19 protein-coding genes are annotated in these 22,755 nt (G+C 54.3%); 13 read left to right on the forward strand and 6 right to left on the reverse strand.

Annotated features, from left to right (window positions below):
- Window positions 1-289: 289 nt before the first annotated feature.
- From ACR0LH_RS12735 to ACR0LH_RS12760, 6 genes are all read left to right on the forward strand, one after another.
- Entirely contained in the window at window positions 290-1,285 is a 996-nt protein-coding gene (locus ACR0LH_RS12735; protein ID WP_480721244.1) for an HNH endonuclease signature motif containing protein, read from the forward strand.
- Between the two features lie 326 nt (window positions 1,286-1,611).
- Window positions 1,612-5,400: a hypothetical protein gene (locus tag ACR0LH_RS12740; RefSeq protein WP_480721245.1), complete on the forward strand. Its 3,789-nt coding sequence runs from the start codon at window positions 1,612-1,614 to the stop codon at window positions 5,398-5,400.
- A 470-nt stretch (window positions 5,401-5,870) separates the two neighbouring features.
- Window positions 5,871-6,434, forward strand: a complete 564-nt coding sequence (locus tag ACR0LH_RS12745) for an integrase arm-type DNA-binding domain-containing protein (RefSeq protein WP_480721516.1) — start codon at window positions 5,871-5,873, stop codon at window positions 6,432-6,434.
- A gap of 355 nt (window positions 6,435-6,789) precedes the next feature.
- Window positions 6,790-7,287, forward strand: a complete 498-nt coding sequence (locus ACR0LH_RS12750; RefSeq protein WP_480721247.1) for a hypothetical protein — start codon at window positions 6,790-6,792, stop codon at window positions 7,285-7,287.
- A gap of 14 nt (window positions 7,288-7,301) precedes the next feature.
- Window positions 7,302-7,571 carry a hypothetical protein gene (locus ACR0LH_RS12755; protein ID WP_480721248.1) on the forward strand — a complete coding sequence of 90 codons (270 nt, stop codon included), beginning with the start codon at window positions 7,302-7,304 and terminating at the stop codon, window positions 7,569-7,571.
- A gap of 687 nt (window positions 7,572-8,258) precedes the next feature.
- Window positions 8,259-9,050 carry an inositol monophosphatase family protein gene (locus tag ACR0LH_RS12760; RefSeq protein WP_170462125.1) on the forward strand — a complete coding sequence of 264 codons (792 nt, stop codon included), beginning with the start codon at window positions 8,259-8,261 and terminating at the stop codon, window positions 9,048-9,050.
- A 3-nt stretch (window positions 9,051-9,053) separates the two neighbouring features.
- On the opposite strand, the gene ACR0LH_RS12765 is transcribed toward ACR0LH_RS12760, so the two are convergent.
- Genes ACR0LH_RS12765 through ACR0LH_RS12785 form a run of 5 tightly spaced genes read right to left on the reverse strand, consistent with a single transcriptional unit; the run spans window position 9,054 to window position 14,452 of the window.
- A complete protein-coding gene (locus tag ACR0LH_RS12765) occupies window positions 9,054-9,620 on the reverse strand; it encodes a histidine phosphatase family protein (RefSeq protein WP_480721250.1) in 567 nt (188 codons plus the stop codon).
- Window positions 9,621-10,691 carry an ABC transporter ATP-binding protein gene (locus tag ACR0LH_RS12770; protein ID WP_170462129.1) on the reverse strand — a complete coding sequence of 357 codons (1,071 nt, stop codon included), beginning with the start codon at window positions 10,689-10,691 and terminating at the stop codon, window positions 9,621-9,623.
- Window positions 10,688-12,904, reverse strand: coding sequence for an ABC transporter permease (locus ACR0LH_RS12775; protein ID WP_480721252.1), 2,217 nt, complete (start codon window positions 12,902-12,904; stop codon window positions 10,688-10,690). The genes ACR0LH_RS12770 and ACR0LH_RS12775 overlap by 4 nt, the downstream gene beginning before the upstream one ends.
- Window positions 12,905-13,930 carry an ABC transporter substrate-binding protein gene (locus tag ACR0LH_RS12780; RefSeq protein WP_480721253.1) on the reverse strand — a complete coding sequence of 342 codons (1,026 nt, stop codon included), beginning with the start codon at window positions 13,928-13,930 and terminating at the stop codon, window positions 12,905-12,907.
- Window positions 13,931-13,987: 57 nt separating this feature from the next.
- Window positions 13,988-14,452 carry an NUDIX hydrolase gene (locus tag ACR0LH_RS12785; protein WP_480721254.1) on the reverse strand — a complete coding sequence of 155 codons (465 nt, stop codon included), beginning with the start codon at window positions 14,450-14,452 and terminating at the stop codon, window positions 13,988-13,990.
- 244 nt (window positions 14,453-14,696) lie between these two features.
- Here ACR0LH_RS12785 and ACR0LH_RS12790 point away from each other — a divergent pair, with 244 nt between their 5' ends.
- The 7 genes from ACR0LH_RS12790 (at window position 14,697) to ACR0LH_RS12820 (ending at window position 20,638) form a co-directional block, all read left to right on the forward strand.
- On the forward strand, window positions 14,697-15,506 hold the full coding sequence (locus tag ACR0LH_RS12790; RefSeq protein WP_480721256.1) for a DeoR/GlpR family DNA-binding transcription regulator: 810 nt from the start codon (window positions 14,697-14,699) through the stop codon (window positions 15,504-15,506).
- A gap of 58 nt (window positions 15,507-15,564) precedes the next feature.
- Window positions 15,565-16,539 (forward strand): phosphate/phosphite/phosphonate ABC transporter substrate-binding protein, encoded by a 975-nt coding sequence (gene phnD / locus ACR0LH_RS12795; protein WP_170774133.1) that lies wholly within the window; start codon window positions 15,565-15,567, stop codon window positions 16,537-16,539.
- Between the two features lie 60 nt (window positions 16,540-16,599).
- Window positions 16,600-17,394, forward strand: coding sequence for a phosphonate ABC transporter ATP-binding protein (gene phnC, locus ACR0LH_RS12800; protein ID WP_480721258.1), 795 nt, complete (start codon window positions 16,600-16,602; stop codon window positions 17,392-17,394).
- On the forward strand, window positions 17,391-18,206 hold the full coding sequence (gene phnE / locus ACR0LH_RS12805; RefSeq protein ID WP_170789601.1) for a phosphonate ABC transporter, permease protein PhnE: 816 nt from the start codon (window positions 17,391-17,393) through the stop codon (window positions 18,204-18,206). The genes phnC and phnE (ACR0LH_RS12805) overlap by 4 nt, the downstream gene beginning before the upstream one ends.
- Window positions 18,206-19,021 carry a phosphonate ABC transporter, permease protein PhnE gene (gene phnE / locus ACR0LH_RS12810; RefSeq protein ID WP_170462143.1) on the forward strand — a complete coding sequence of 272 codons (816 nt, stop codon included), beginning with the start codon at window positions 18,206-18,208 and terminating at the stop codon, window positions 19,019-19,021. The genes phnE (ACR0LH_RS12805) and phnE (ACR0LH_RS12810) overlap by 1 nt, the downstream gene beginning before the upstream one ends.
- A complete protein-coding gene (locus tag ACR0LH_RS12815) occupies window positions 18,985-19,923 on the forward strand; it encodes an HAD-IIA family hydrolase (protein ID WP_170462145.1) in 939 nt (312 codons plus the stop codon). Before phnE (ACR0LH_RS12810) ends, ACR0LH_RS12815 begins: the two co-directional genes overlap by 37 nt.
- Before the next feature lie 430 nt (window positions 19,924-20,353).
- Complete coding sequence (locus tag ACR0LH_RS12820; protein WP_170624603.1) at window positions 20,354-20,638, forward strand: DnaJ family domain-containing protein; 285 nt, start codon at window positions 20,354-20,356, stop codon at window positions 20,636-20,638.
- A gap of 233 nt (window positions 20,639-20,871) precedes the next feature.
- Here ACR0LH_RS12820 and ACR0LH_RS12825 read toward each other — a convergent pair whose 3' ends face one another.
- Complete coding sequence (locus ACR0LH_RS12825; protein WP_480721260.1) at window positions 20,872-22,581, reverse strand: adenylate/guanylate cyclase domain-containing protein; 1,710 nt, start codon at window positions 22,579-22,581, stop codon at window positions 20,872-20,874.
- Window positions 22,582-22,755: the final 174 nt, after the last annotated feature.

Here is a 22,755-nt window from a genome sequence, read left to right on the forward strand (position 1 = left end):
CACACGCGCGCGTTCGGGTTCTCAATCTCATCAAAACGCGCCCCCCTGCGCGCGCGCGTTCGGGATCTCAAAGCGATGAATGCGACCCTCTTCGGCGAGTTTGATTAACTGGCTCTGAAGCTCAGCAAAACCTTCGGTGGTTGACTTGCTTCTTATTGACGAGACATCTTGAGGCGGCGTCTAGAGCACAAGGCAGCGCCGGACGCCCTGCTTCACGTCTGCCAATAAGAACCGGCACCGGGCCGAGCAGTCTGGGGAAAGCCGAGACACCTTTGCGCTGGAGACTGCAATGTCATCCCCGAAGTCGCCTGTGGGCGAACATGATCACCTGCTGGAAATCTTCGAAACTGAAATGGAGGTGGAGTATCGCGGTGAGCGATATCGCGTCCGCGACAACGGTGCGGTATATCGCCTGAACGAGTTCCGCAAACGCGCCCGGCCACTTGACAAGAAATGGACCTTCGGACGCCAGAACCTGACAACCGGCTACCATCTGCTTGCCGGTGTTCCGATCCATCGTATCGTATGCAGCGCCTTCAATGGCCCGCCTCCAACTGACCAACATGTCGTCGATCACATCGACACCAACCGGGCCAACAATAGGCCCGAAAACTTGCGCTGGCTCACGAGGCTTGAGAACGCGCTTTTGAACGAAACCACCGCCCGTCGCATCGAGCTGGCCTATGGTTCCATCGAAGCGTTCCTCGAAGACCCATCGAAGCCGAAGACCGAGACCTCCTATCCCGACGTTTCGTGGATGAGAACCGTTACCAAGGAAGAGGGTGCCAGGACCAAATCCCGCTTCGAGGAGTGGGCGAAGAGCGGGTCGGTGCCAAGCGGCGGTGCGGTCGGCGAATGGCTGTACGGCACCCGCGAGCGAGCGGACTACGAGCAAGAGCCAGAAGAATATGAAAGCCTGACGCCATCGGCGATCCAGGTGAAGTGGAGGGTCCCGACAGAGTTTCCGGGATGCCCGGAGGCGGTGTCAGAAGATGGGTTGGAGCGATACGCTAAGAACCTCCGGTTCGGTGAGGTTTTCGCCAGGAACCACATATACCAGAGCTTGGTCGTTCAGTGCGCGCTCGTCGAAGACGGACTTGTCGTTCTTACCCGCGCGGCAGAAGCTGACGCGATCAAGGACTGGGCTGTCGCCATGATCACGATCCGAGGCGAGCTGTTCGTTCACCGCAGCGAGCACCAGTATTTCACGCTACAGGGTGCGTTGAAGACCTTCTGCGAACTGACTGGCGAGAGTTTTGAGGACAGCATCGACGACGACACTTGATGGTCCACTGAAGTTCATAGACGCCTGTCACGAACTGAGTGTCATGGAAGGCAAGAGAATTGCGCCAATCTTCCACAACTTGGACCAGGTGTACGCACTTTCGCTCCGCCGGGACGAACGCATCTGTTGGGTCCTGTTTACAATGCCGCGGAGCCTGATCTCGCTTTGGCCGCCACCAACGGGAAAACGTCCCCTTTCGCCCAATGGTCTTTGCTTTGCGAGGCGGCGTCCGGATAATATAGGTTGCGAGAACTGCAGCATATGGTGCCGATTGGATACAGCCACGCAATAATCACAGCACGCACCGCAATTCGTTTGAGGAAGAAATGCCTATTGATGAAACCGCGCTTCGCCAATGGGCTGACCGCCACGAATGCCGTAGCAATCTCCCCATTCTCGTACGACGTCTGATAAGAGAAACTACCCCTGCTCCAATTACTTTGCGCTTTCCTGGGAATGAGGCCGTAGACCTGCACGGACTGGACGGGCGGGTAGAGGCGGTTAGAGCGACTAACTGGGTTCCCGAAGGCGCTAGCGTCTGGGAGATGGGGTGCAATCAAAATCCAGGAGTAAAAGCAAACGATGACTATCAGAAGCGCACCGATGAGACGCCCCAAGGCGAACGCGATCAAACCAGCTTTGTCTTCGTAACGCCTAGGCGGTGGAACTCAAAGGATGACTGGCTTGCCGACCGGCGCGCAGAGGGGCAATGGGCGGCTGTCTATGCTTATGACGCCATCGACTTAGAGACCTGGCTCGAGGAAGCCCCGGTAACATCGCGGTGGCTTGGCGAGAAGTTGGGAATTTCTGTTCCGGGTCTCAAAACGCCGGATGAATGGTGGCAGGCCTGGGCAACTGCCTCAAACCCGGCCCTGACTACAAAGCTAGTCTCGACTAGGCGGCACAACGAACATGAGAAGTTGTTGGAGAGGCTGCGGGACGGAGACGACACGGTAATCGTACAGGGCGATGATCGGGGTGAAGCGGTAGCGTTCGTTGTCGCAACAATGATTGAGGCGGAAGCCCACGACCTTCTCGACAGGACACTTATCGCGACATCAACGGATGCGAGAATTCCGGGCAGTTCTAACCGACTTGTGGTGATTGCGGATGTAGCCGAGGGCAGCGATCTGGACCTGGGAGACCGACGCAACAGGACGATCGTCCGCGCTTATCCAAAGGGGCGCACGGATGTCATGGAGGAATTGCTACTATCCCACGTCCCATCCGATACGTTTCGCTCCGAATTGGAGCACATGGGGCTGACACGAGATGAAGCCGAAAACATTGCTTTGCAGGTCGGTCATTCGGTTCCCGTGCTTCGCCGACGCCTTTCAAATGATCCTGACGTTCGTCGTCCAGTCTGGGCACGTGATCGAGGTTCAGTGAAGCGCCTCCTTCCATTCGCTCTGGCTGGCTCTTGGGTGGAACGCGACGATCGCGATGATAACATTGTTCTGCAACTCTTGGGCGAAATAGAAACTGGAGAAGTTGCGGCAATTCGGGATGAACTGCTCACCTTCGATGACGCGCCCGTTGTTCGCTATGGCAACGTTAATGTGGTGGTTTCTCAGCTTGACGCCCTTTTTGCCGTAGGGCCGAACATCACGCCCGAAGATATTGAGCGCTTCTTCCAGCTCCTTCCTGAACTGCTTGGCGATAGAGACCCAGCCTTGGACCTCCCGGAGGATCAACGTTGGATGGCGGATGTCCTAGGGCACTCCCGGCGCTACTCTGGCGCGCTGCTATCAGGTCTTGGTGACGCGTTGAGTATCCTGTCAGTTTATGGCGCTCAGATTTGTGGAAACCGGCTAGGGATTGACCTGCCATACCTCGCGGGACAAGTCGTTCGTTCACTCATTGAAAACGCGGATGAGGATCGCTGGCTATCCATACGTCGCCACCTCAGATCACTGGCCGAAGCGTCGCCATCTGTATTTCTCGACTGTCTGGACGAAGAACTTCGCAAACCTGAACCCGCGATTAGAGCGATCATGGGATCGACAGACGGTTTTGTTAGCGGGGAGTGCCTGAGAACGCATCTACTCTGGGCTTTGGAGCTGCTCGCTTGGCAACCAGCCCATTTCTCGCGTGTCGCTGACGTCGTGTTTAGTCTTCGTCGGATTGAGGTCGAGGACAACTGGACGAACTCGCCGAAATCGACCGCGCGATCGCTATTCCTACCTTGGTTGCCGGCGACAGCACTTGGGGTCCATGACAGGATGGCCGTCTTACGACGCCTGTCATCCCAACACCGTGGCCCTGTCATCGATGTTGCGACCTCTCTCTTGCCAGGTGGTCGTCAGCGGTTCGCATCAAAGAACGCAATGCCGCAATGGCGTTCATTGGAAGAGCAAGTGTCTGAACCAACCAACGACGACGTCCGCTTTTCGGCGATTGAGGCCAGCAAGCTGCTCTTGGACCTTGCTCCCTACAACAAGGCAGAACTTCAGCAGTTGCTAGAAACTACGATGCGACTGCATCCTGACGATCTGGTTCGTTTAGTGAGCGAAGTGGAAAGGTGGGGCGTTGATGCGCACGATGACGACAAGGCCGAGTTGCGTCAAATACTGAGACAGCTGGAAGTGCAGCGCACGTATCAGCAGCAAGAGGGAACTGAAGACCTTATTTCGGCAATTCAACGAATGGAAGAACTGCTGGAACCTCAGGCGCCAACCGCTCGTCATCGTTGGTTATTTCAGGTCTCACATGTTGAGTGGCGCGCCCTAATCGAGGCTGAAGATGAAAGAAATCTGTCGTGGCAAGAGCGAAACGAAGTTGTAGCGGCGCATCGTCGGGCCGCAATCGACGAAATCGACGAGCAACAAGGCGCCGACACCGTTCTGTCATTCGCCACAAGTGTCGAGCACCCCGAGTTAGTGGCGGAGGTTTTGGTCGCGTTGGATACGTCACCGGAGGTTGCCGCTCGATGGGCCATGGCGGCGCTTCAAGAGGTGCAGAACTCCAAATCTAACTCCTTTCTGCGCGCTGTATTATGGAGAGCAAGCTGGAACGACCTGGAAAGTGTTGCCAATTTAATAGCCGATAGTGGGCTGCTCGACGCGGCGGACACGCGTACCAGGTTCGCGGAACATCTTCCAGGACGCCCCGACGGGTGGGCCGTCGCAGAGGCTTTGGGTGAGGATACGGCGGCCTCCTACTGGATTTCCGTATCGCTGCACCTTCGCGATGAAACTCCGGAAGAGGCCGACTATGCAGTCTCAAAGCTATTGGGAGCCGAGCGCCCGCGATCAGCATTTCTTGCTGCGGCCCACAGTAAGGAATTACTGTCCCCGGATCGTTGGGTCGAAATACTGCAGAAGATTGCTCGAGGCGAAGAACCGGGAGGCGTTTTGCCCGACTGGTATAAATTGACCCAAGTATTTCAGCTTCTTGATGCGTCGGAAGGTATCAGCGAGAAGCAAATAGCCAATCTCGAATTGCCGTTTGTGGCCGTCATCAGTCCTTACGGAGAGAGAAGGCGAGAACGTGAACTTGCACTGCATCGCGACCTTGCAAGTGACCCGGCTTCGTTTGTTCAATTTCTCCGCTGGAAGTATCTTCGTAGTGATCGCTCAGTTGACCCCGAATGGGCTGAACTACCACCCGAGAGGCAAGAACTTCTGAACAGCCTTGCCTCTCATGTTCTCGAAGGGTGGAATGTGGTCCCTGGAGAAAATGAGGCTGGAGATGTTTCCGAGGAACAGTTCAGGGCTTGGGCCGACGAGGCTATGCGGCTGGCTACGGAGGCCGATCGAAAGGAAGTTGCTGAAGTCCATATTGGGGCACTCTTGGCGCGTCTCGCTAGGCGAAGGCCCTGGGACAACTGGCTGCCTATATGCATACTGGATTTTCTGGATCAGCGAGAAAACGATGCGTTGAGGCGACATTTTAGAATTGGCGTGGCAAATGCCCGCGGTGTGACGAGCCGCGGTCCATACGATGGAGGAGCGCAGGAGCGGCGGTTGGCAGAAAGATACCGAGAACTCGCAACGAGGTCCGGACAATCACACCCGCGGGTTTCAGATATGCTTGCCGCAATCGCCCAAGGCTATGAGGAAGACGCGCGACGAGAAGATGACCAAGCCGCAGTTGGCGAACGGTGGCATCCTTGATCGTGGTAGCAATATCTGCAGGCAGTCGTCTGGCTCATTCAGCGTAGTGAAGGCCCGAGCATTAGTTTAGAGCGTTTGGTTCCCGCATTTGGTGGGTATATGCCCGCACATATAGCGAGCGTCGGCTTAGTTCGTATTCGGGGCTTCCAGTGTCTGGTTCATGCGACGGGGCGACGCGGCCAAGGGCTGGGAAGCAAAGAAGCGCCAACCGTCCTTGGAACACCATCGCAATGCATAGGGTGGATATTAAAGGGGACAAAACTATCACTGTTTGTCGCAATATTTTGAATTATATTTGCTATTTCAAATTTAATGGTGCCCGGGGGCGGCACCACTGTCACAAAATTACCTTATTTTTCTCAGTGACTTAATGGCATAAATGCGCGATTACAGTCGAAAAACTGTACATAGAGCTGTCTATAGGATTGGCCCATTTGACCCGCACCCTGCACAAGTTGAAAGACAGCGCATTGCACGCCGCCGTGAACAAGGATGTCACACTGCATGACGGGGGCGGCCTGTACTTCGTCAGCACTGCGACTGGTGCTGCGTCATTCCACTACAGATACCAAATCAACAAACGTACAACCAAAATGGGCTTGGGTCCCTATCCAACCGTGTCGCTCGCTGACGCGAGGGAGCAGCACAAATACTGGCAGCGGCTGAAAAGCTTGGGGCGAGACCCAAAAACAGTCAGAGACGCAGAGAGGGCCAGTAGCGCGCGAAACCACCGAACGGTAGACGAGATATTCAAGAAATTCTTTGAGACCCACAAACGCTCTCTGAAGGGCGAGGGAGAGGCTGGGCGATGGTGGTCGCCGGTCAAGCATCACGTTTTACCACACCTTGGAGACGAGACCGTAGAGACCTTAACTGTCGACAAGATCGTTGCAGCATTCCCATACCCCCCAAGTGCGGCGCGGTGCGCTACGCGCATAGCACCTTACACCCTTTTTCTAAGCAAAGGGTACAAGGCTGCAACCGTCACCAACATCAGGGGGAGTAGCACCAAGTGTTTTTACGTGCGCGCTTAGGTGCGCCGGTGCGCGCTAAACAAAAGGGAAACTATGACCCGCGGCCACCGAAGAAACCATCACCACCGGCGCTCAAAGCTGCCGCTCAGTTCCAAGCACCTACAAGGAATGAGTTACCCAAGAACGTCGAAACACCCATTGAAGGCCCAGCCGTGGACGCGACACCAGCGCAATCGGCTCCATCGATACCGTCGGACCTGTCGCCCGCAGAAATCGGCTGGCGAATACAGGAGCGCCGGGGGGGTAAGGTTAAAACAAATTGCGTTGAGGCGTCACCGCACAGGGGAGCACGGAAGAATTGCTATTGTAAAATTTTGGCGGTTACATTTGCAACTAACAGCAGGTGAGAACGAGAATGGCCAGCAGAAGAAGACGCAGTGACAGTATCGCAGCAGCGCAGGAGCGCGCGCAAGCCCGAATTGGGAATTTCCCATGGCCGCTTGACCTCGTTGCTCTGCCTATTGACCCGGAACACAGAGATAAGGTTCTGGCTGTCGCCGACCGCGTTTGGCAGACCCGAATGCCAGACGACTGGCTTTCGACGGACACCGCCGTCATCGCTGAATACGCCAGAGTTCAGGTTCAAATCCTGATCATTCAGGAGCAGATGGACAGCCTCGGGGTTCTGGTCAAAAGCAAGGATGGCACACCGCAGGAAAACCCGCTGGTGTCTGTCGAAAGTGATCTTAGCCGCCGACGCATGGCGCTGGCGCGGGCGTTGCACCTTCATCTCGCCATCGATCCGCGCAACCTGATCAACAACCGGCCACGGCAGTATCACGAACCACTGTCAAAGCCTAACGACGACGCGAAAAAGAGCCTGCCTAAACACCTACGAAACCTGATCCAATGAGCGGCGTGTCTCCAATGTCGGATGACGAACTGATACGGATTCTGGGCGGTGAACCACGCTTTGACCTTTGTCCCGGCCCGGCCTCAAAACGGCTGCTATACGACTACTGTTGGAAGACGATGGCACAGAGCGTCGGAAAGGAACGGGCGAAGGCAATCGCTTTGCTCGGTGGTTTTCGCCCGCCGATCTTTCGACAGGTTCAGACCGAGGTAGCCCACCTGCGAGGTAAGTCTAAAGCGGAACTCAAGCGCATGGCGAAGAACGAGGTAAAAGCGGCTGGGTGAATTTGGCGGCTTTCATTCGGCAAACATCGTGCCAATATTACTTAACATTAAACAAACAGATTTTTAGTGCCACTGGCTCCTAGCCGGACATTCGATAAAAGTGTTGAGCGGCAGATATGCGACCGAAACCGGACTCTAAATTCTTGTTGGCTCCGCAGCTACGTCTGCTTCGACGTCCCAACGACCGTTTGTGCTGGAACTGGACGTTGGTTAGACGCGGCGTTATCGTCTGGATCAACACAAATGACCGCAGTGGGCCCGAAGCAGTCATTCGCTGCGATAAAGTCGGACGACTGCTATGCGGACTTTGCAGCCATCCGCATTTTTTCTCCAAAGGACCGTAGTCAGCCCAAAGCGGACACTTCAGATTTGCGGTTCGAATGGAGTGCCGACCTTTGTTGCACGCACAGACCAAATTGAGCGCCGGCAAGTAAGCCGACATTCAAAGGGTGGGTGTTTCAGGATCTTATCTGCGCTTCTGCAAGTCGGTTCTACATGCAATGCAAACGGAAATTAGAGAGCTATCGATCGGGAGGTTGATCGCGGAGAAGATCGTAGACTCTAAGAACTCAGGGTTTGTGGAGCCAATATTGGCACCTGAAGCAAGCGAAAAGACTATGTGGTTGCCAAGTCTTCGCTTGGCCTACAATGTTTTTGGGCAACTCTCCAACCGAAAAAGGAGCACCTATGTCTCGACTTTCAGAACGCAGAGACTTTGCCACCGAAGTCTGCGAGGAGGCTGGGCTACTTGCCAAAAAGTTCTTTGCAGATCGGGTCAATCTTATTGTTGATCAAAAAGGCGCTCAGGACTGGGTGAGCGAGGCGGACAGGAACGTCGAGACTTTCATTCGTCAAAGGATCGCGGAGGCGTGGCCCAAAGATGGCGTATACGGTGAAGAGCATGGCGCGGTAGCCGGAGAGAGTGACTTTGACTGGGTCATCGATCCAATTGATGGGACCACGAATTTCGTGAACGGGATTCCTGCATGGACCATTGTTCTGGCTGGTGTCACTGAAGGCCAAACGGAGATTGGTGTGATCCATGATCCAAATGTAGATGAAACTTTTGTCGCAACTCGCGGAGAAACAGCGACACTTAACGGATCACCGATAAGCGTCGCGTTAGGAGTGCCGTTGCACGACGGAACTGTTGCTGTGGGATACTCGAACCGGATTGAGAGCCGTCATGTCTTACCCGTTATCGAGGATCTGATCGAGCAAGGGGCGATGTTTCACAGAAACGCCAGCGGAGCGCTTTCTCTGGCTTACGTCGCTGCCGGGCGCCTTCTGGGTTACGTGGAGGAGCACATGAATGCTTGGGATTGTCTGGCTGGGCAATTGCTGGTTTCGGAAGCGGGTGGTGTTGTCGAGGATCAGAACGCCGATGCGATGATCCGAGACGGCGGGCGCGTGATCGTGGGGACACCAGATGTGTTCGAGACGTTGCGTGAGATCGCAGAGAACGCTTGGAAAGCTTAGCGCCTATGCCAAAGAGACCCAACATGAATCGGGCTTGAGCGTAGCTAAATCAGCCTGCCAGAAATGGCCTTGTGAGGGTTGGTCGTGCTTGCGGTCTATCGAACAATTCGAGAGTGCGCACCAAAGCAATGTGCCCACTGCTCCATGCGTTACGATTGCAAGATCCCCGGCATCATGCGACTGGATAATCTCAGTGACTGTCCGATGAATGCGTATCTGTGCTTCGGTCGCTGGTTCCCAACCGCGATAGCTACTTTCCGGCTGAGCAAAGAAAACATTGGCCGCTGCCTCGAAATCGTATCGAGGCAAGTAACCGGTTGCGCTGCGGTCGTTCTCACCAAGACCCAAGTTGCAATTCACGGGCAGCGTTCGTGGTGCAGCAAGAATCTCACCTGTTTCGCGGGCTTTCCGCTCGCCACTGGTCCATATCTGCGTGACGTTGGACAGGATTCCACTGGTTGCAAATTCAGCAGCGCGTTTACGGCCCAAGGCATTCAAGCCCCACTCAGTTATCGGGACGGCCGGATCGATAGAGACCTCGGGGTGTGTGATGATTATGAGTTTCGGCATTTAATCCGGTAAAAGAACGGGCCCTTTGTCAGCAAAACCCATTCTGATTTCGGTGCCGGGTTCAAGCGGCGCATCGACGTCATCGTGTACGGCAAAAACCTGACCGAATGCACCGATCAGCGTATATTCCATCCGAACGCCAACATAGGTCGCCTTAGCCACCTTGGCTGGTATGCCTTGGTCTGAGCCGATCACCAGGCGTGAGGGTCGCACAGCAATGGTTGCGTTTCCTTCTGACAAACCGCGACGTGGCAGCGTGTGGCGGTAGCCTTCTATTTCTATCGTTGCCGCGTCTCCATTGATATCGACGATTTGGCAATTCAAAAGGTTTGCCTCACCTATGAAATCGGCAACAAATCGGTCGTTCGGGGCATCGTAAAGCTGGCGTGGTGTGCCCATTTGGGCGATCGCTGCGTTGCGCATGACAACAATCTCATCCGAGACCGCCAGTGCCTCCTCCTGATCGTGGGTCACGTAAACAACTGTCAAACCAAGATCTTGCTGGATTGCCCGAATATCCTCTCGCACCTGACGGCGAAGCTTGGCATCGAGATTGGACAACGGCTCGTCGAACAGCAGAACCTGAGGCTCAAGAACCAGCGCGCGGGCGACGGCAACACGTTGTTGTTGGCCCCCTGAGAGTTCAGAGGGAAGACGGTTGTCGAACCCCTGAAGACCGACCAGTTCCAATCCATATAGAGCGCGGCTGCGGGCTTCATCCTTTGCAAAGCCCGAGAATGTGAGGCCATATTTCACATTCTCCAACACGCTCATATGAGGGAACAGCGCGTAGGACTGGAACACCATGGAAACATCGCGGTCGGTGGCGGGCAATTTGGTCACATCCCGATCACCAATTAGGATCTTGCCCGAACTTGCCATCTCTAACCCAGCAATCATGCGCAGAGTCGTTGTTTTTCCGCAACCTGACGGACCAAGCAATGTGACGAGTTTTCCTGCCTCGACATGCAGGTTGATGTTGTCGACGGCGACGACGTCCTTACCGAATACTTTCGACACGTTCTCAAAGCGTACCGGGGCGGCCTTGGAACCGATTTTGGTGTCGGTCATCGCGATGCCTCCGTTCCGTGTTGCGTGCGTCGACCAATCTGGACCCGGCCAACGAGTAGTTGCAGTAAACCGACCGCCGCGAGCATCACAAAGATCAGCGTCGTCGAATAGGCGATCGCAAGGCCATAGTCGTTATTCTCGACCCGACCGATGATGTAACTGGTCGCCATGTCATATTCTGCACTGACCAGAAAGATGACAGCCGAGATCGCCGTCATGGCACGGACAAAACTGTAAACAAGCGCAGCAAGTATCGCAGGGCGCAACAGCGGCAGGATGACATTTCGGAACGTCTGCCACGAGTTTGCACCAAGGGTCAGCGAGGATTCATCAAGGCTGCGGTCCAGCTGCGACATGCTCGCTATCCCCGCACGAACGCCAACCGGCATATTACGGAAGATGAAGCTGACAACGAGAATGACACCAGTACCCGTGATTTCAATTGGCGGAACGTTGAAGGCCAGGATGTAGCTGACGCCGATCACTGTTCCGGGGATAGCGAAGGACAACATTGTTCCAAATTCGAAAGCGTTCTTGCCTGCAAAACTTTGCCTGGTCAGCAGATAAGCGGTCACCAGACCAACGGCGGCAGTCAATGGGGCAGCAATGGCCGCGATCGTTATGGTAGTCCAGAAACTGTCCCAAGCGGCACCGGTCCAGCGAATGCTATCTTCTTCGAAACGTACGGAGAATGCGGTGACATAGTGTTTGATCGTCAGCGAGTTATCGACACCCCACAACTCGACGACACTGCCGTAAATGATCATCGCATAAACAACAATTGTGAACAGCGCCCAGCCCAGAGCGATGAGCAGGACCGGAACTGAAAGGCCAGTCGGCATCAGCGGATGAACGCCGGCATCTCCTTTGCCGGTGACGGTTGTGTAGCTTTTCTTCCCCAGCCAGACACGCTGCGCATAAAAGGCGGAAAGAGTAAAAAACAGCAGCACCATAGCCAGAACCGCGGCCCTGCCTTGATCGTATTGAGCGCCAACGATGGCGAAGAATATCTCGGTCGAAAGCACGTCGAAATTCCCGCCCAACACAAGCGGATTGCCGAAATCGGCCATGCTTTCGATGAAGCCCAGAAGAAATGCGTTTGCAAGACCGGGCCGCATCAGGGGCAAGGAAACCGTCTTGAATGTCTGCCATCTACTGGCGCGGAGCGTTTGGGCCGCTTCTTCCATCGACGGAGAGACGCCTTCAACCACACCAATCAGTACAAGAAACGCAATTGGCGTGAACGCGAGTGTCTGCGCGATCAGGATGCCTGGCATTCCGTAAAGCCAGCGTGTCGGTTGCGTGCCGAAAAGCTCGGCAAAGAACCGGGTGACCGACCCAGACAGGCCGAAAAGCAAGATCAGCGCCAGGCCGATCACGAACGGCGGGGTGATTATTGGCAGAACGGTCAAAGCTCGCAGCGCGCGCTTATGGCGAAAGCCTGAACGCGTCACAACCAGTGCAAAGCAAAGCCCCAGGACCGTGGTGATGACTCCAACGAGGATGGCAAGGAACAGTGAATTCCAGGCGGCGCCACAACGCGATCCCTGAAAACACCCCAGCCCCCACAGTCGATCATCGAAAAACTTCGAGAAGAATACCGCAATGGAATACGCACCGTCTTCGGTGATGAAGGCAGCGAAAAGCATCTTCGCGATGGGAAAAAAGACAAAAGCGGTAACGATTGTAATAACGCCGCCGATGGCGCTTACGACAAAGACGTCACCGTTAATGGCACCCCTTGCCGCGATACCCTGAGTAAGCAGGAACAGAAAGCTTGAGGCACATATCATTGCACCGTAGCCCATGCCGAACTGCCGGTCGCCAAGTTCGCCAAACATCGCCTCCAACCAATTGAAGTTGAAGCCTCTGATGCCAATGCTGAACCCCTGAGCGATCAGCCAGCCGAAACCAAGCGCCCCTGACAGGATCAGTATGCTGGCATAAATTGGATCGGATTTGGTGCGCTTCAGCACCAGAAGCGGCAGGGCCAGCGCGATCAGGAGCGGAGCGAGCCAAAGTTTTTCACCCTGTCCAATCAGAAACGCAGCGGGGGCATAATCCTCATCGAATGGGTAGCCGTCCAAAAGCCACTCGAACGACCAAAGGCCGCCGTCGACCATATACCAGGGCAACAGGCAGAATCCGACCCACCCGGCCGTGATCCAGAAGATCAGAACCGGATGGGTCGTTTTTGAAGTCTGGTCAATCATTTACTGCGGCAGAGTCGAAACCTCTTCGTCCCATTTCTGCAACAGGCGCTTCCGTTCGTCTGAGGAACCATACTTTTTGAAGTCATAGTCAATCAGCTTGATCTGACTCATGTCAGGCGCACTATCCGAAGTTTCCGCACCCTTGTTCGATGGTACCTGAAACGCGTTGACCTGAAGAGCAAGGTTCTGAGCTTCCGGGGACAGCGCCCAGTCATAGAACTTCTTCGCTTCTTCTTCGTTGCGCGCTCCGTCGATAATCGACATCGAACCAATTTCGTATCCCGTGCCCTCGCATGGTGCGACGACCTTAATCGGGAATCCTGAAACGGCCTGCTTCACAGCGTCATGCATGAAGACGATACCAATGGTGTTCTCACCACGACCGGCGGCTTTGATCGGTGCCGAGCCTGACTTGGTGTACTGGTTGATATTCGAATGCAGGCCCTTCATGAACTCAAAGCCTTCATCCTCGCCGAAGATCTGCACCATTGAGGCCAGCGTCGTATAGGCCGTACCTGATGAGTTCGGATTCGCCATCTGAACATGGCCTTTGTATTCGGGCTTCAGCAGATCTTCCCAGCAGGCCGGTTCGGGCAGATTGTTTGCAGCGACAAGGTCGGCATTGTAGCCATACCCAAGCGCGCCTGAATAAATGCCGATCGTTTTGTTGCCCGCGCTTTCGGCCTGAGAAATCGCCCAATCGTGCAATTGATCACGCATCGGCGACATGTATTCCATTGTCAGGCCCTCTTCGGCGGCCTGCAAGTGCGGATCACCCGTACCGCCCCACCAAACGTCCCCTTTCGGGTTCGAACTTTCGGCCCGGATTTGTGCAAAGGTCTCGCCCGACGATTTTCGGGTCATGTTGACGTCGATGCCAGTCGCATCTTCAAAGCTGCGTGCCATGAGTTGGCACCAATCTTCTTGCGCCGAACAATAGAGTGTCAGCTTATCGGCCTGTGCTGCCGACAGTGACGCAGTCAGGGCAATCAGTGATCCAACCGCAGTGGATGTCAATTTCCTCATTTTTTCCTCCCTTTGAGCTTAATGCGTCCGGGCGTCCCGGTTCTCTTATGCTCTTCCTCAAGCAGCCTTTCGAAGCTTCTTCACAACCGATTTGACTTCATGATTGTCTGTTAGATTTTTCAGCAACTGTGACAGGTCTTTTTCTTCGACCAGCTTTGCGGCTTTTGCCGGTGAAAACCAGTGACGCGTGCGCTCACCCTCTTCTTTCCAGCGTCGCTTCAGCTTTTCAACGACCAACGGATATAAGGTGACGCGGCAGCGAACGCTGCTTCTGCCTTCATAACGCTTATCGTAGAAAAATTGGCCGATCGGCCGTTTCGAGATGGCACCAACCGCGCCCGCTTCTTCCTGCGCTTCTATTTCTGCGGCATGCCATGGTTTTTTGCCGTCCATTAGCCATCCTTTTGGGATAACCCACCGGCCGGTATCCCGCGACGTGACCATAAGAACGCGCAACTTGCCAGTCTTGTCCCAGCGCATCGGAAGCGCCGCAATCTGATCTGCCGTTTCGCTGTCGCTCATGCTGCCCTTCAATGCCACACGATCAAAACCCAAATGGAAGCTGTCTTAATGGCAAGTTGGCCGGTTAACGCTTTGCCTTGGCTCGCATTCTGATTTTGATCAGCCTGTGCATCTTTGCTTTGCGCTTCGAAGTACTTGTGTTCGCTCGAATTCTCACAGCCTTCTGAGGGTTATGCAACAAAAAATATTGCATTATGACCGAAAGCCCACAAAAGTAGACTTCGAAGCCTAGTCGGGTCGTCGGATGTCCAAAACAAAAACGCGCGGCAAAATGTCTGAAAAGAACCAGAGCCGGGTAAAGAAATCCGACCGGCGCCAACAGATATTGTTGGAGCTGAAGCTGCGCCCGCACGTTCGCATCACCGAACTGGCCCAGCGGTTCAACGTCTCCAACGAGACGGTACGTAGAGATTTCGATGCTTTGTCGAATGACGGTCTGATCGCGCGCGCACACGGGGGGGCATCGGCCCCAGCGCAAGGGCACTATCCGGGTTTGGATGAACGGAAAAACGCTCAGGTTGACGAGCGCGAACGGATAGGTGTCAGAGCGGCTGAACTGATCCAGAGCGGTGAAACGGTCATGATCGATTCCGGCTCGACCACCATCGAGATGGCACGTGCACTGGCTTATATTGGGACCCCTTGCACGGTAATCACCAATTCCATTCCCGTAGCTATGACCCTTGGCCATGGGGCTGCACAAGTCCTGTTATGCCCAGGGGAATATTTGGCCACTGAGTCTGCGACTATCGGAACCGAGACGCTGGAATTTCTGTCCCGTTTCAACGTCGACCGGTGCATGATCGGTTCCTCCGGGTTCTCGACGGATGGTCCTTCAGAAACAGTGCGGGGCTTTGCGGCAGTAAAGAGGGTGATGCTGACGCGCGCCGAGAAACGGCACCTTCTTGTTGATTCCGGGAAATTCGGCCGGAAGGGCCTGTCTCAAGTAGGAGACCTTAACGACCTGGATTCCATAGTCACAGACAGAAGACCAACAGGAGAATTGCGTAACGCTATTGAGGGCGCCGAGGTCGACGTTCTAGTCGCCGGATAGACATTAAATGACTGATTAACAGCGGCTAAAAAGCACCGCACATGACTGGGAGGAAAACATGAAGATCGATATCAAACTATTGCTTGGGGCATCTGCAATCGCACTCATGTCGATGAGTGGAATAGCGTCGGCGCAAGATTGTCCACGCGGTGACTTGGACGAGCGTTTTTGTGATGCCGACGGGGATTTGATCGCGGATATCCCCACAGATCCTTCCGAACAAATAGATCCAGACACCTTGATCTTTGCCTACACGCCGGTTGAAGACCCCGCCGTTTACAAAACTGCGTGGTCAGACTTTCTCGACCATTTGAAAGCAGAAACAGGCAAGGACGTTGTCTTTTTTCCAGTCCAGAATAACGCAGCCCAGATCGAGGCGATGCGCTCAGGGCGCCTGCATATTGCGGGATTCAACACCGGTTCCAACCCTTTGGCCGTAAACTGCGCTGGGTTCCGTCCGTTCACGATCATGGCCTCAAAAGACGGTAATTTTGGTTACGAGATGGAAATCATCACCTATCCGGGTTCGGGCATCGAAAAGGTTGAAGACATCAAGGGAAAGCAACTGGCTTTCACATCGCCCACATCGAACTCGGGATTCAAGGCTCCTTCCGCGATCCTGAAAAGCGACTTTGATCTTCTGCCCGAACGCGACTTTGAGCCTGTCTATTCGGGCAAACACGACAACTCGATCCTAGGTGTTGCCAACAAAGACTACTTAGCGGCCTCAATTGCGAATTCGGTTAAATCGCGGATGATCTCCCGTGACGTGATCAATGAGGATGATGTCATTACAATCTATAAGTCGCAGACTTTCCCAACCACTGGGTTTGGCACCGTTTACAACCTGACGCCCGAGTTGCAGGAAAAGATCCGCAATGCCTTCTTCAGCTTCGATTGGGAGGGGACGACACTTGAAGCTGAGTTCTCGAAATCAAACGAAGGCCAATTCCTTGAGATGACCTATCAGGAATTCTGGGATGTCATTCGTAAAATTGACGCAGCAAATGGCGTCTCCTACGCCTGCCAATAACCTTTGGCTCATCAGGCGGGCCTGAAAGGGCCCGCTGTTCTCCCTAATCTGGGGCATTTCATGCTGCGTCTTCAAAAGCTGACGAAAACATACAAGACCGGAGATCAGGCGCTGAAGGCGATTGATCTTGAAGTTCCAAAAGGACAGGTTCTTGCGTTGATCGGGCCCTCGGGCGCGGGCAAATCGACCATGATCCGCTGTGTTAACCGATTGGTTGAACCTACAAGCGGCGGTGTTCTTTTGGATGATGTAGACCTGACCAAACTCGGATCGAGTGCATTGCGGAAGGCGCGCCGCGAAATGGGCATGATCTTTCAGGAATATGCCTTGGTCGAACGCCTGACAGTGATGGAAAATGTACTGTCCGGCAGGCTGGGCTATGTGGGGTTCTGGCGCAGCTTTCTACGGAGGTATCCGCAGTCTGATGTGGACGAAGCCTTCCGCCTGCTTGATCGGGTGGGGCTGTTGCACATGGCGGATAAACGGGCGGATGAACTATCGGGTGGTCAACGCCAAAGGGTCGGCATCTGCCGCGCTTTGATACAGAACCCAAAACTGCTGTTGGTCGATGAACCAACAGCGTCGCTGGACCCAAAGACCAGCCGTCAGATAATGCGTCTCATCACCGAGTTATGTCAGGAACGTGGATTGGCTGCCATTATTAATATCCACGATGTGGCGCTCGCTCAGATGTTTGTGCCCCGCGTCGTGGGACTCCGCTTTGGCGAAATTGTGTATGATGGGCTACCCACAGGCCTTACCCCTGAGAAGCTGACCGAGATCTATGGGGAAGAAGACTGGGAAGCAACCATCGAAAAAGTGGACGAAGATGAAGATGTCGAGGCTGCAGAATGAGCCATCGCGAGTTAGACGACATGCTGGGAAAAGGCTGGCGTAAGCCTGCCTTTATTAAAAACCCATTCCTCCGATGGGCATTGCTCCTTGGCTTTTTCGCCTACCTGGTCGCAGCCTTTAAGACCATCGAAGTTGATTGGGGCCGTGTCTATGAAGGGCTAGACCGAGGGTGGGCGTTTGTACTTGCGTTCACCAGCCCAGACTTCATTTCACGGTGGTCAGATATTTGGAGTGGCCTTCTGGAGAGTATCGTGATGACCGTGGCCGCCTCGGTCGTGGGCATCCTGATTTCGATCCCGATTGGGCTCGGGGCTGCACGCAATATCGCACCATTGCCAATCTACATGATTTGCCGAGGCATTGTCGCGATAAGTCGGGCATTGCAAGAGATTATCGTCGCCATTTTGCTTGTGGCTATCTTTGGCTTTGGCCCGCTGGCCGGATTTCTGACGCTTTCTTTCGCCACCATCGGGTTTCTCTCAAAACTTCTGGCCGAAGATATCGAAGCTATGGACAAAGTTCAGGCCGAGGCTATTAAAGCCTCCGGAGCACGTTGGCCACAATGGATCAACTACGGAGTTCAGCCTCAGGTTATGCCGCGACTTGTGGGCCTTTCCATGTATCGGATCGACATCAACTTCCGAGAAAGCGCGATCCTCGGGCTCGTGGGGGCTGGCGGAATTGGTGCAACTTTGAACACCGCATTCGACCGCTATGAATACGACACTGCGGCAGCCATTCTCATTCTCATCATCGGCATCGTGATGGCACTTGAATACCTTTCGGGAATTATCCGAGCGAGGGTTCAGTAATGCCGATACTTGAACGCGACGATGCGCAAATCTGGCGTCGCCGGACAACGGGTCAGAGCTTGGTCCGTTGGTTCGGCTGGTTGTTGGGTGTGGCGATCTTTGTTTACTGCTGGCAGCTGATCTCAGAGTCGACGACTTGGTTTTTCGTCTGGGACGCGCCCCGCATCGCGAATGATATCTGGACCCGTGCAACGCCTCCTAAATGGGGTTACATCACCCAGTTGGGTCGCCCGATTTGGGACACGCTAAACATTGCCACCCTGGGAACCATAATTGCCTTGTTCCTGGCAGTGCCAGTTGCCTTTTTGGCGGCCCGCAACACCACGCCATCGGCGTTGTTCATCCGACCGATTGCCCTGTTGGTCATTGTCTCGACCCGCTCTATCAACTCGTTGATCTGGGCGCTACTTTTGATTGCGATTATTGGTCCCGGAGTGTTCGCCGGTGTCATAGCAATCGCCATTCGTTCAATCGGGTTTTGCGCAAAGCTTCTTTACGAAGCGATTGAGGAAATTGATCACACGCAGGTCGAAGCAATCACGGCAACCGGTGCTTCACGCTGGCAGGTTATGGCCTATGGGATCGTACCGCAAATCCTACCCGCTTTCGCGGGCATTGCCGTCTTCCGTTGGGATATCAACATCCGCGAGTCCACGGTACTCGGGCTGGTTGGAGCCGGGGGTATCGGGTTGCAATTGTCGGCTTCGCTCAACGTTCTGGCTTGGCCGCAAGTTAGTCTGATCCTGATTGTAATTCTGGTCGCGGTTATGATCAGCGAATGGGTTTCAGCGAAAGTAAGAGGGGCCATCATTTGACCGCTTTCTCTGCGCAAGAGGCTTTTGACGCCTACGAGGCTGTAAGACATCGCCTTCCGCAAACCAGACCTACTGAAGTGAGCTATCGTCAGGCGGACACGCTGGAGGACATAGCTCACGAGTTTGACGTGTTCCTCCTCGATGCCTTCGGAGTTCTCAATATTGGTGATACGGCAATCCCAGAAACACCGGATCGGGTCAGGTCGCTGACAGCCGCCGGCAAACGTGTTCTGGTCGTATCGAATGCAGCAGGGTTTCCCCACACAACTCTTATCGAGAAATACAATAGGCTTGGTTACAACTTCGCGCCACAGGACGTGATCACCAGTCGGGCCACGTTGTTGTCTGAACTAAACGGCCAAAGTGAGTTGCATTGGGGATTGATGGCAACTCCAAGTGCCGGTCTTCGGGATCTGGAGGGACTTAAACTATCCTATCTGGAGGATGACCCAAATCCCTACAAAACCGTCGACGGTTTTTTGATGATTGGGTCAGCTGTTTGGACGGAAACGCGACAAGCCATGTTGGAGGCCGCTTTGCTGGAGCGTCCCCGCCCGGTATTGGTCGGCAACCCTGACATTGTCGCTCCGCGCGAGTACGGTTTTTCCAAGGAACCCGGTCTTTACGCGCACCGGCTAGCAGACCGGACAGGCGTCGCTCCTCAGTTCTTTGGAAAGCCTTTCGCCAATATCTATGATCTTGCTTTCCAACGTCTCGGGCACATCGACAAGTCCCGGATTCTGATGGTTGGCGACAGCTTGCACACCGACATACTGGGCGCACGAGATGCAGGCATAGCTTCCGCACTCATCTCTGGATTCGGTTTTTTCGCAGGGCATGATGTTGAAGCAGCGATCAAAAAGGCAGGGATAGTACCGAGTTTTGTTGTAAACCGGCCTTGATAATAAGGCGTTCCGCTTGGATACGTCTTTCTGTTTACTCGAATGTCGGGTGAACCTGCGTTGCGAACATGCCCACCATGTGAACGAAACATCGCATGTGAACGGCAACTTTGGAGAACCCTCCGCAACAACGTAACTCTAAACTCACGTCCGGATTGGGCCGCACTCCGAACTTTGCAAAGACCGCTTTCTGCGCATTGCTGCAATTGGGGCATCGCGCAGCATCGGTCCAAGTGGGCTCGAAGCAGACGTTCGCTGCGCAGTGCATCAGTGACCGCTGTGCGGACCAAACGGACGTTGCCAACCTAAATTTTACGGCAGGTCATTTTTTTAGGAGCGGGCTTACAATGGCTGAGGTGCTAACTATGTTGTCGGCAGGAAAGCAGTGAGGCATTGTTTCATGTCACATCCTTTGAATCCAGCAATCGAAATGGCGATGAAAGCCGCTGATATGTCGGATGAGTTCAAGGACCTTCCGGGAGCGGGCAAGCCTCTGGAGTTTCTGTCTCGTCCCAAAGACGCGGTGATTGATCGTTTGATGAAAGAAAATCAGGCGAAGCCACTGGCTGTGCAGTTGAAAAACAAGATCACCGAGCTTCGCCAGGCTCTCAAAGCTGAAACGGATGAATCTGAGCGGAAATCACTGATGACAGAAATTGCCGACCAGCAACTGAAGTTGGACCTCGAACTGGAAGCCTTGCGTAAATACGGCTGACACGAGTTGTGTCAGTTTCTCTTTTCTTTAGAGAGGCATTGTGTTCTGCGGAAATCAACTGGGCACCGCGGTGAGACCTCTGGATTTCTGAGGATGTATATGGATTGCTGTCATTCGCGTTCAGCGCAGAATTCGGCAGTTCGGGCTCGAAGCGGCCAATCGCTGCTAGTTGCTCGTACGACTGCTTTGCGGACGAAGCCGCCGGGCTGCATAGCCTGCTTGATTTTGTTTTCTCAGATTGGAAGGCCTGCTCTTAGCCATCCATCCCTCCATTGCTCCGAGCATTCGGGAACCCTGAAAATGGGGAGTCTCGTTTGTTCTTTAATGTCTAGATCCGGACGAAGCTCCTTCAGTTCAGATACCGCAGCCCTCGCTGACTCTAGGTCTCCGTTTTGAGCCAAGGATGCGATGAGCATGAGATGCGTAATCACGAATTTCGCCCTAATGGCCAAGGCGTTTCGATTGGCCTCAACGGCTTCAGCATAGCGGCCAAGTTGGAAAAATGCGGAGGCCTGCCCAACATAGGCTGCGTGCCGCATCGGATCTTTCGGACTGAGATTGATTGAGTGTGCCGCGTGTTCCAGGGCTTCTTCGGGTCTGTCGAGAAAACTCAGATTGATGCTAGCGAGCATGTGAACGGTCGCAGCGTTTGGATTTTCGGCCAATGCTTGTTTGAAAACTGCGCGAGCTCGCGGCAAGTCTTGTGCAAGCATAGAGATCGAGTGTGCGGCGTAGGCCAACGCAATTCCATCTGCGCGATCGCTCAACAATACACGTTCTGCTGCAGCAACAGCTGCCTTCGGCCCTTCGTCAATCGGTTTCAGTCCCTGCACCATTCTTTGGATATGCAACCACGCAAGTAATCCAGCTGCCGACGAATAATCAGGATCGCGCTCCAACGCCAGACGCGTAAGGCGAATGGCCTCACGGTTGTCTTCGTCCGTCAGCAGGTGAAAATGTGACCGGGCCCGAAGATAAAGTTCATAAGCGTCGAGATTTTCTGTCGGTTTCGCCCGAGCGCGAACTGTCTCGGCATGGCGAACGGACGGTTCGATCGCCGTAACAACTTCCTGCGTGACCTGATCTTGAAGGTCAAAAACATCGTCCAGCATCCCATCGAAACGATCGGCCCAAAGATGACTGCCATTCTCTGCATCAATTAGCTGTCCTGTTATCCGTAGACGCTGGCCTGCGCGCCTTACCGAACCCTCAAGCACATACCTCACGCCGAGCGCCTGCCCTACTTCGCGAATGTCGGTGCTCTTACCTTTAAAAGTAAAAGATGAGTTTCGCGCTACGACCATCAACCAACGAAAACGAGACAACTCTGTTATGATGTCCTCGGTAATTCCATCAGCGAAAAACTCTTGTTCCGGGTCGCCTGACATATTGTCAAACGGCAGCACGGCAATACCGGGTTTCTCAGATTTGACAGTTGCACTTGTAGCCGTCGAACCGACAGGCCACTGCCACACGCCAACTGGGCGTGCAATGTTCTTCAACTCAGTCTTCCGACCGCCAGAGAACGAGGCGGCGGCTTTCCGGTCTAGGCTGTTGCGTGCTGCGTCTGAAAGCAATATCTGCCCCGGGTCCGCTAATGCCTCGAGACGGGCAGCTATGTTGATACCGTCACCGAATATGTCATCGCCTTCCGAAACTACTTCCCCTGTATGTATGCCGATGCGGACTTGAATCTCCTGTGGTCGGTCAGCCGTCTGAACAGCAATCGCGCATTCTGTCGCAGCCGATGCGGAGCGAAACTCAGCAATCCAGCCGTCACCCATGCTTTTGATCAATCGCCCTTCATGAATAGCCAAAGCGGGCGTTAGATGATCCTCACGGAAAGCCTTAAGAGCTTTGAGTGTTCCGTCACTATCCTGATCCATCAACGCCGAGTATCCAGCGACATCAGCCGCCAGCACAGCCGCAAGCCTCTTTTCCATGTTTCTCTCCCCGCTTGTTGGAAGCTAGCCTGCAGAGAGAGCACTGTCAGCCCGGTATTTAGAGCAAAGTGGTCCCATCAAGAAAGCGCGATCGCTTTGGGCTCTCAACAGACACGGGAGCCCGTGCAGCATGTGTGATCACAAGGCGCCCTGCCCTTCGAGGACGACCAAAAG

This window comes from Ruegeria sp. CL6, assembly GCF_056536465.1.

Coding starts and splice junctions, on each gene's coding strand:
- ACR0LH_RS12750 (WP_480721247.1), top strand. CDS start 6,790: ATGGCCAGCAGAAGAAGACGCAGTGACAGTATCGCAGCAGCGCAGGAG.
- ACR0LH_RS12755 (WP_480721248.1), top strand. CDS start 7,302: ATGTCGGATGACGAACTGATACGGATTCTGGGCGGTGAACCACGCTTT.
- ACR0LH_RS12770 (WP_170462129.1), bottom strand. CDS start 10,691: ATGACCGACACCAAAATCGGTTCCAAGGCCGCCCCGGTACGCTTTGAG.
- ACR0LH_RS12740 (WP_480721245.1), top strand. CDS start 1,612: ATGCCTATTGATGAAACCGCGCTTCGCCAATGGGCTGACCGCCACGAA.
- ACR0LH_RS12765 (WP_480721250.1), bottom strand. CDS start 9,620: ATGCCGAAACTCATAATCATCACACACCCCGAGGTCTCTATCGATCCG.
- ACR0LH_RS12785 (WP_480721254.1), bottom strand. CDS start 14,452: ATGAGCGACAGCGAAACGGCAGATCAGATTGCGGCGCTTCCGATGCGC.
- ACR0LH_RS12775 (WP_480721252.1), bottom strand. CDS start 12,904: ATGATTGACCAGACTTCAAAAACGACCCATCCGGTTCTGATCTTCTGG.
- ACR0LH_RS12780 (WP_480721253.1), bottom strand. CDS start 13,930: ATGAGGAAATTGACATCCACTGCGGTTGGATCACTGATTGCCCTGACT.
- ACR0LH_RS12790 (WP_480721256.1), top strand. CDS start 14,697: ATGTCCAAAACAAAAACGCGCGGCAAAATGTCTGAAAAGAACCAGAGC.
- ACR0LH_RS12820 (WP_170624603.1), top strand. CDS start 20,354: ATGGCGATGAAAGCCGCTGATATGTCGGATGAGTTCAAGGACCTTCCG.
- ACR0LH_RS12815 (WP_170462145.1), top strand. CDS start 18,985: ATGGGTTTCAGCGAAAGTAAGAGGGGCCATCATTTGACCGCTTTCTCT.
- phnE (WP_170789601.1), top strand. CDS start 17,391: ATGAGCCATCGCGAGTTAGACGACATGCTGGGAAAAGGCTGGCGTAAG.
- phnD (WP_170774133.1), top strand. CDS start 15,565: ATGAAGATCGATATCAAACTATTGCTTGGGGCATCTGCAATCGCACTC.
- phnC (WP_480721258.1), top strand. CDS start 16,600: ATGCTGCGTCTTCAAAAGCTGACGAAAACATACAAGACCGGAGATCAG.
- ACR0LH_RS12760 (WP_170462125.1), top strand. CDS start 8,259: ATGTCTCGACTTTCAGAACGCAGAGACTTTGCCACCGAAGTCTGCGAG.
- ACR0LH_RS12825 (WP_480721260.1), bottom strand. CDS start 22,581: ATGGAAAAGAGGCTTGCGGCTGTGCTGGCGGCTGATGTCGCTGGATAC.
- phnE (WP_170462143.1), top strand. CDS start 18,206: ATGCCGATACTTGAACGCGACGATGCGCAAATCTGGCGTCGCCGGACA.
- ACR0LH_RS12735 (WP_480721244.1), top strand. CDS start 290: ATGTCATCCCCGAAGTCGCCTGTGGGCGAACATGATCACCTGCTGGAA.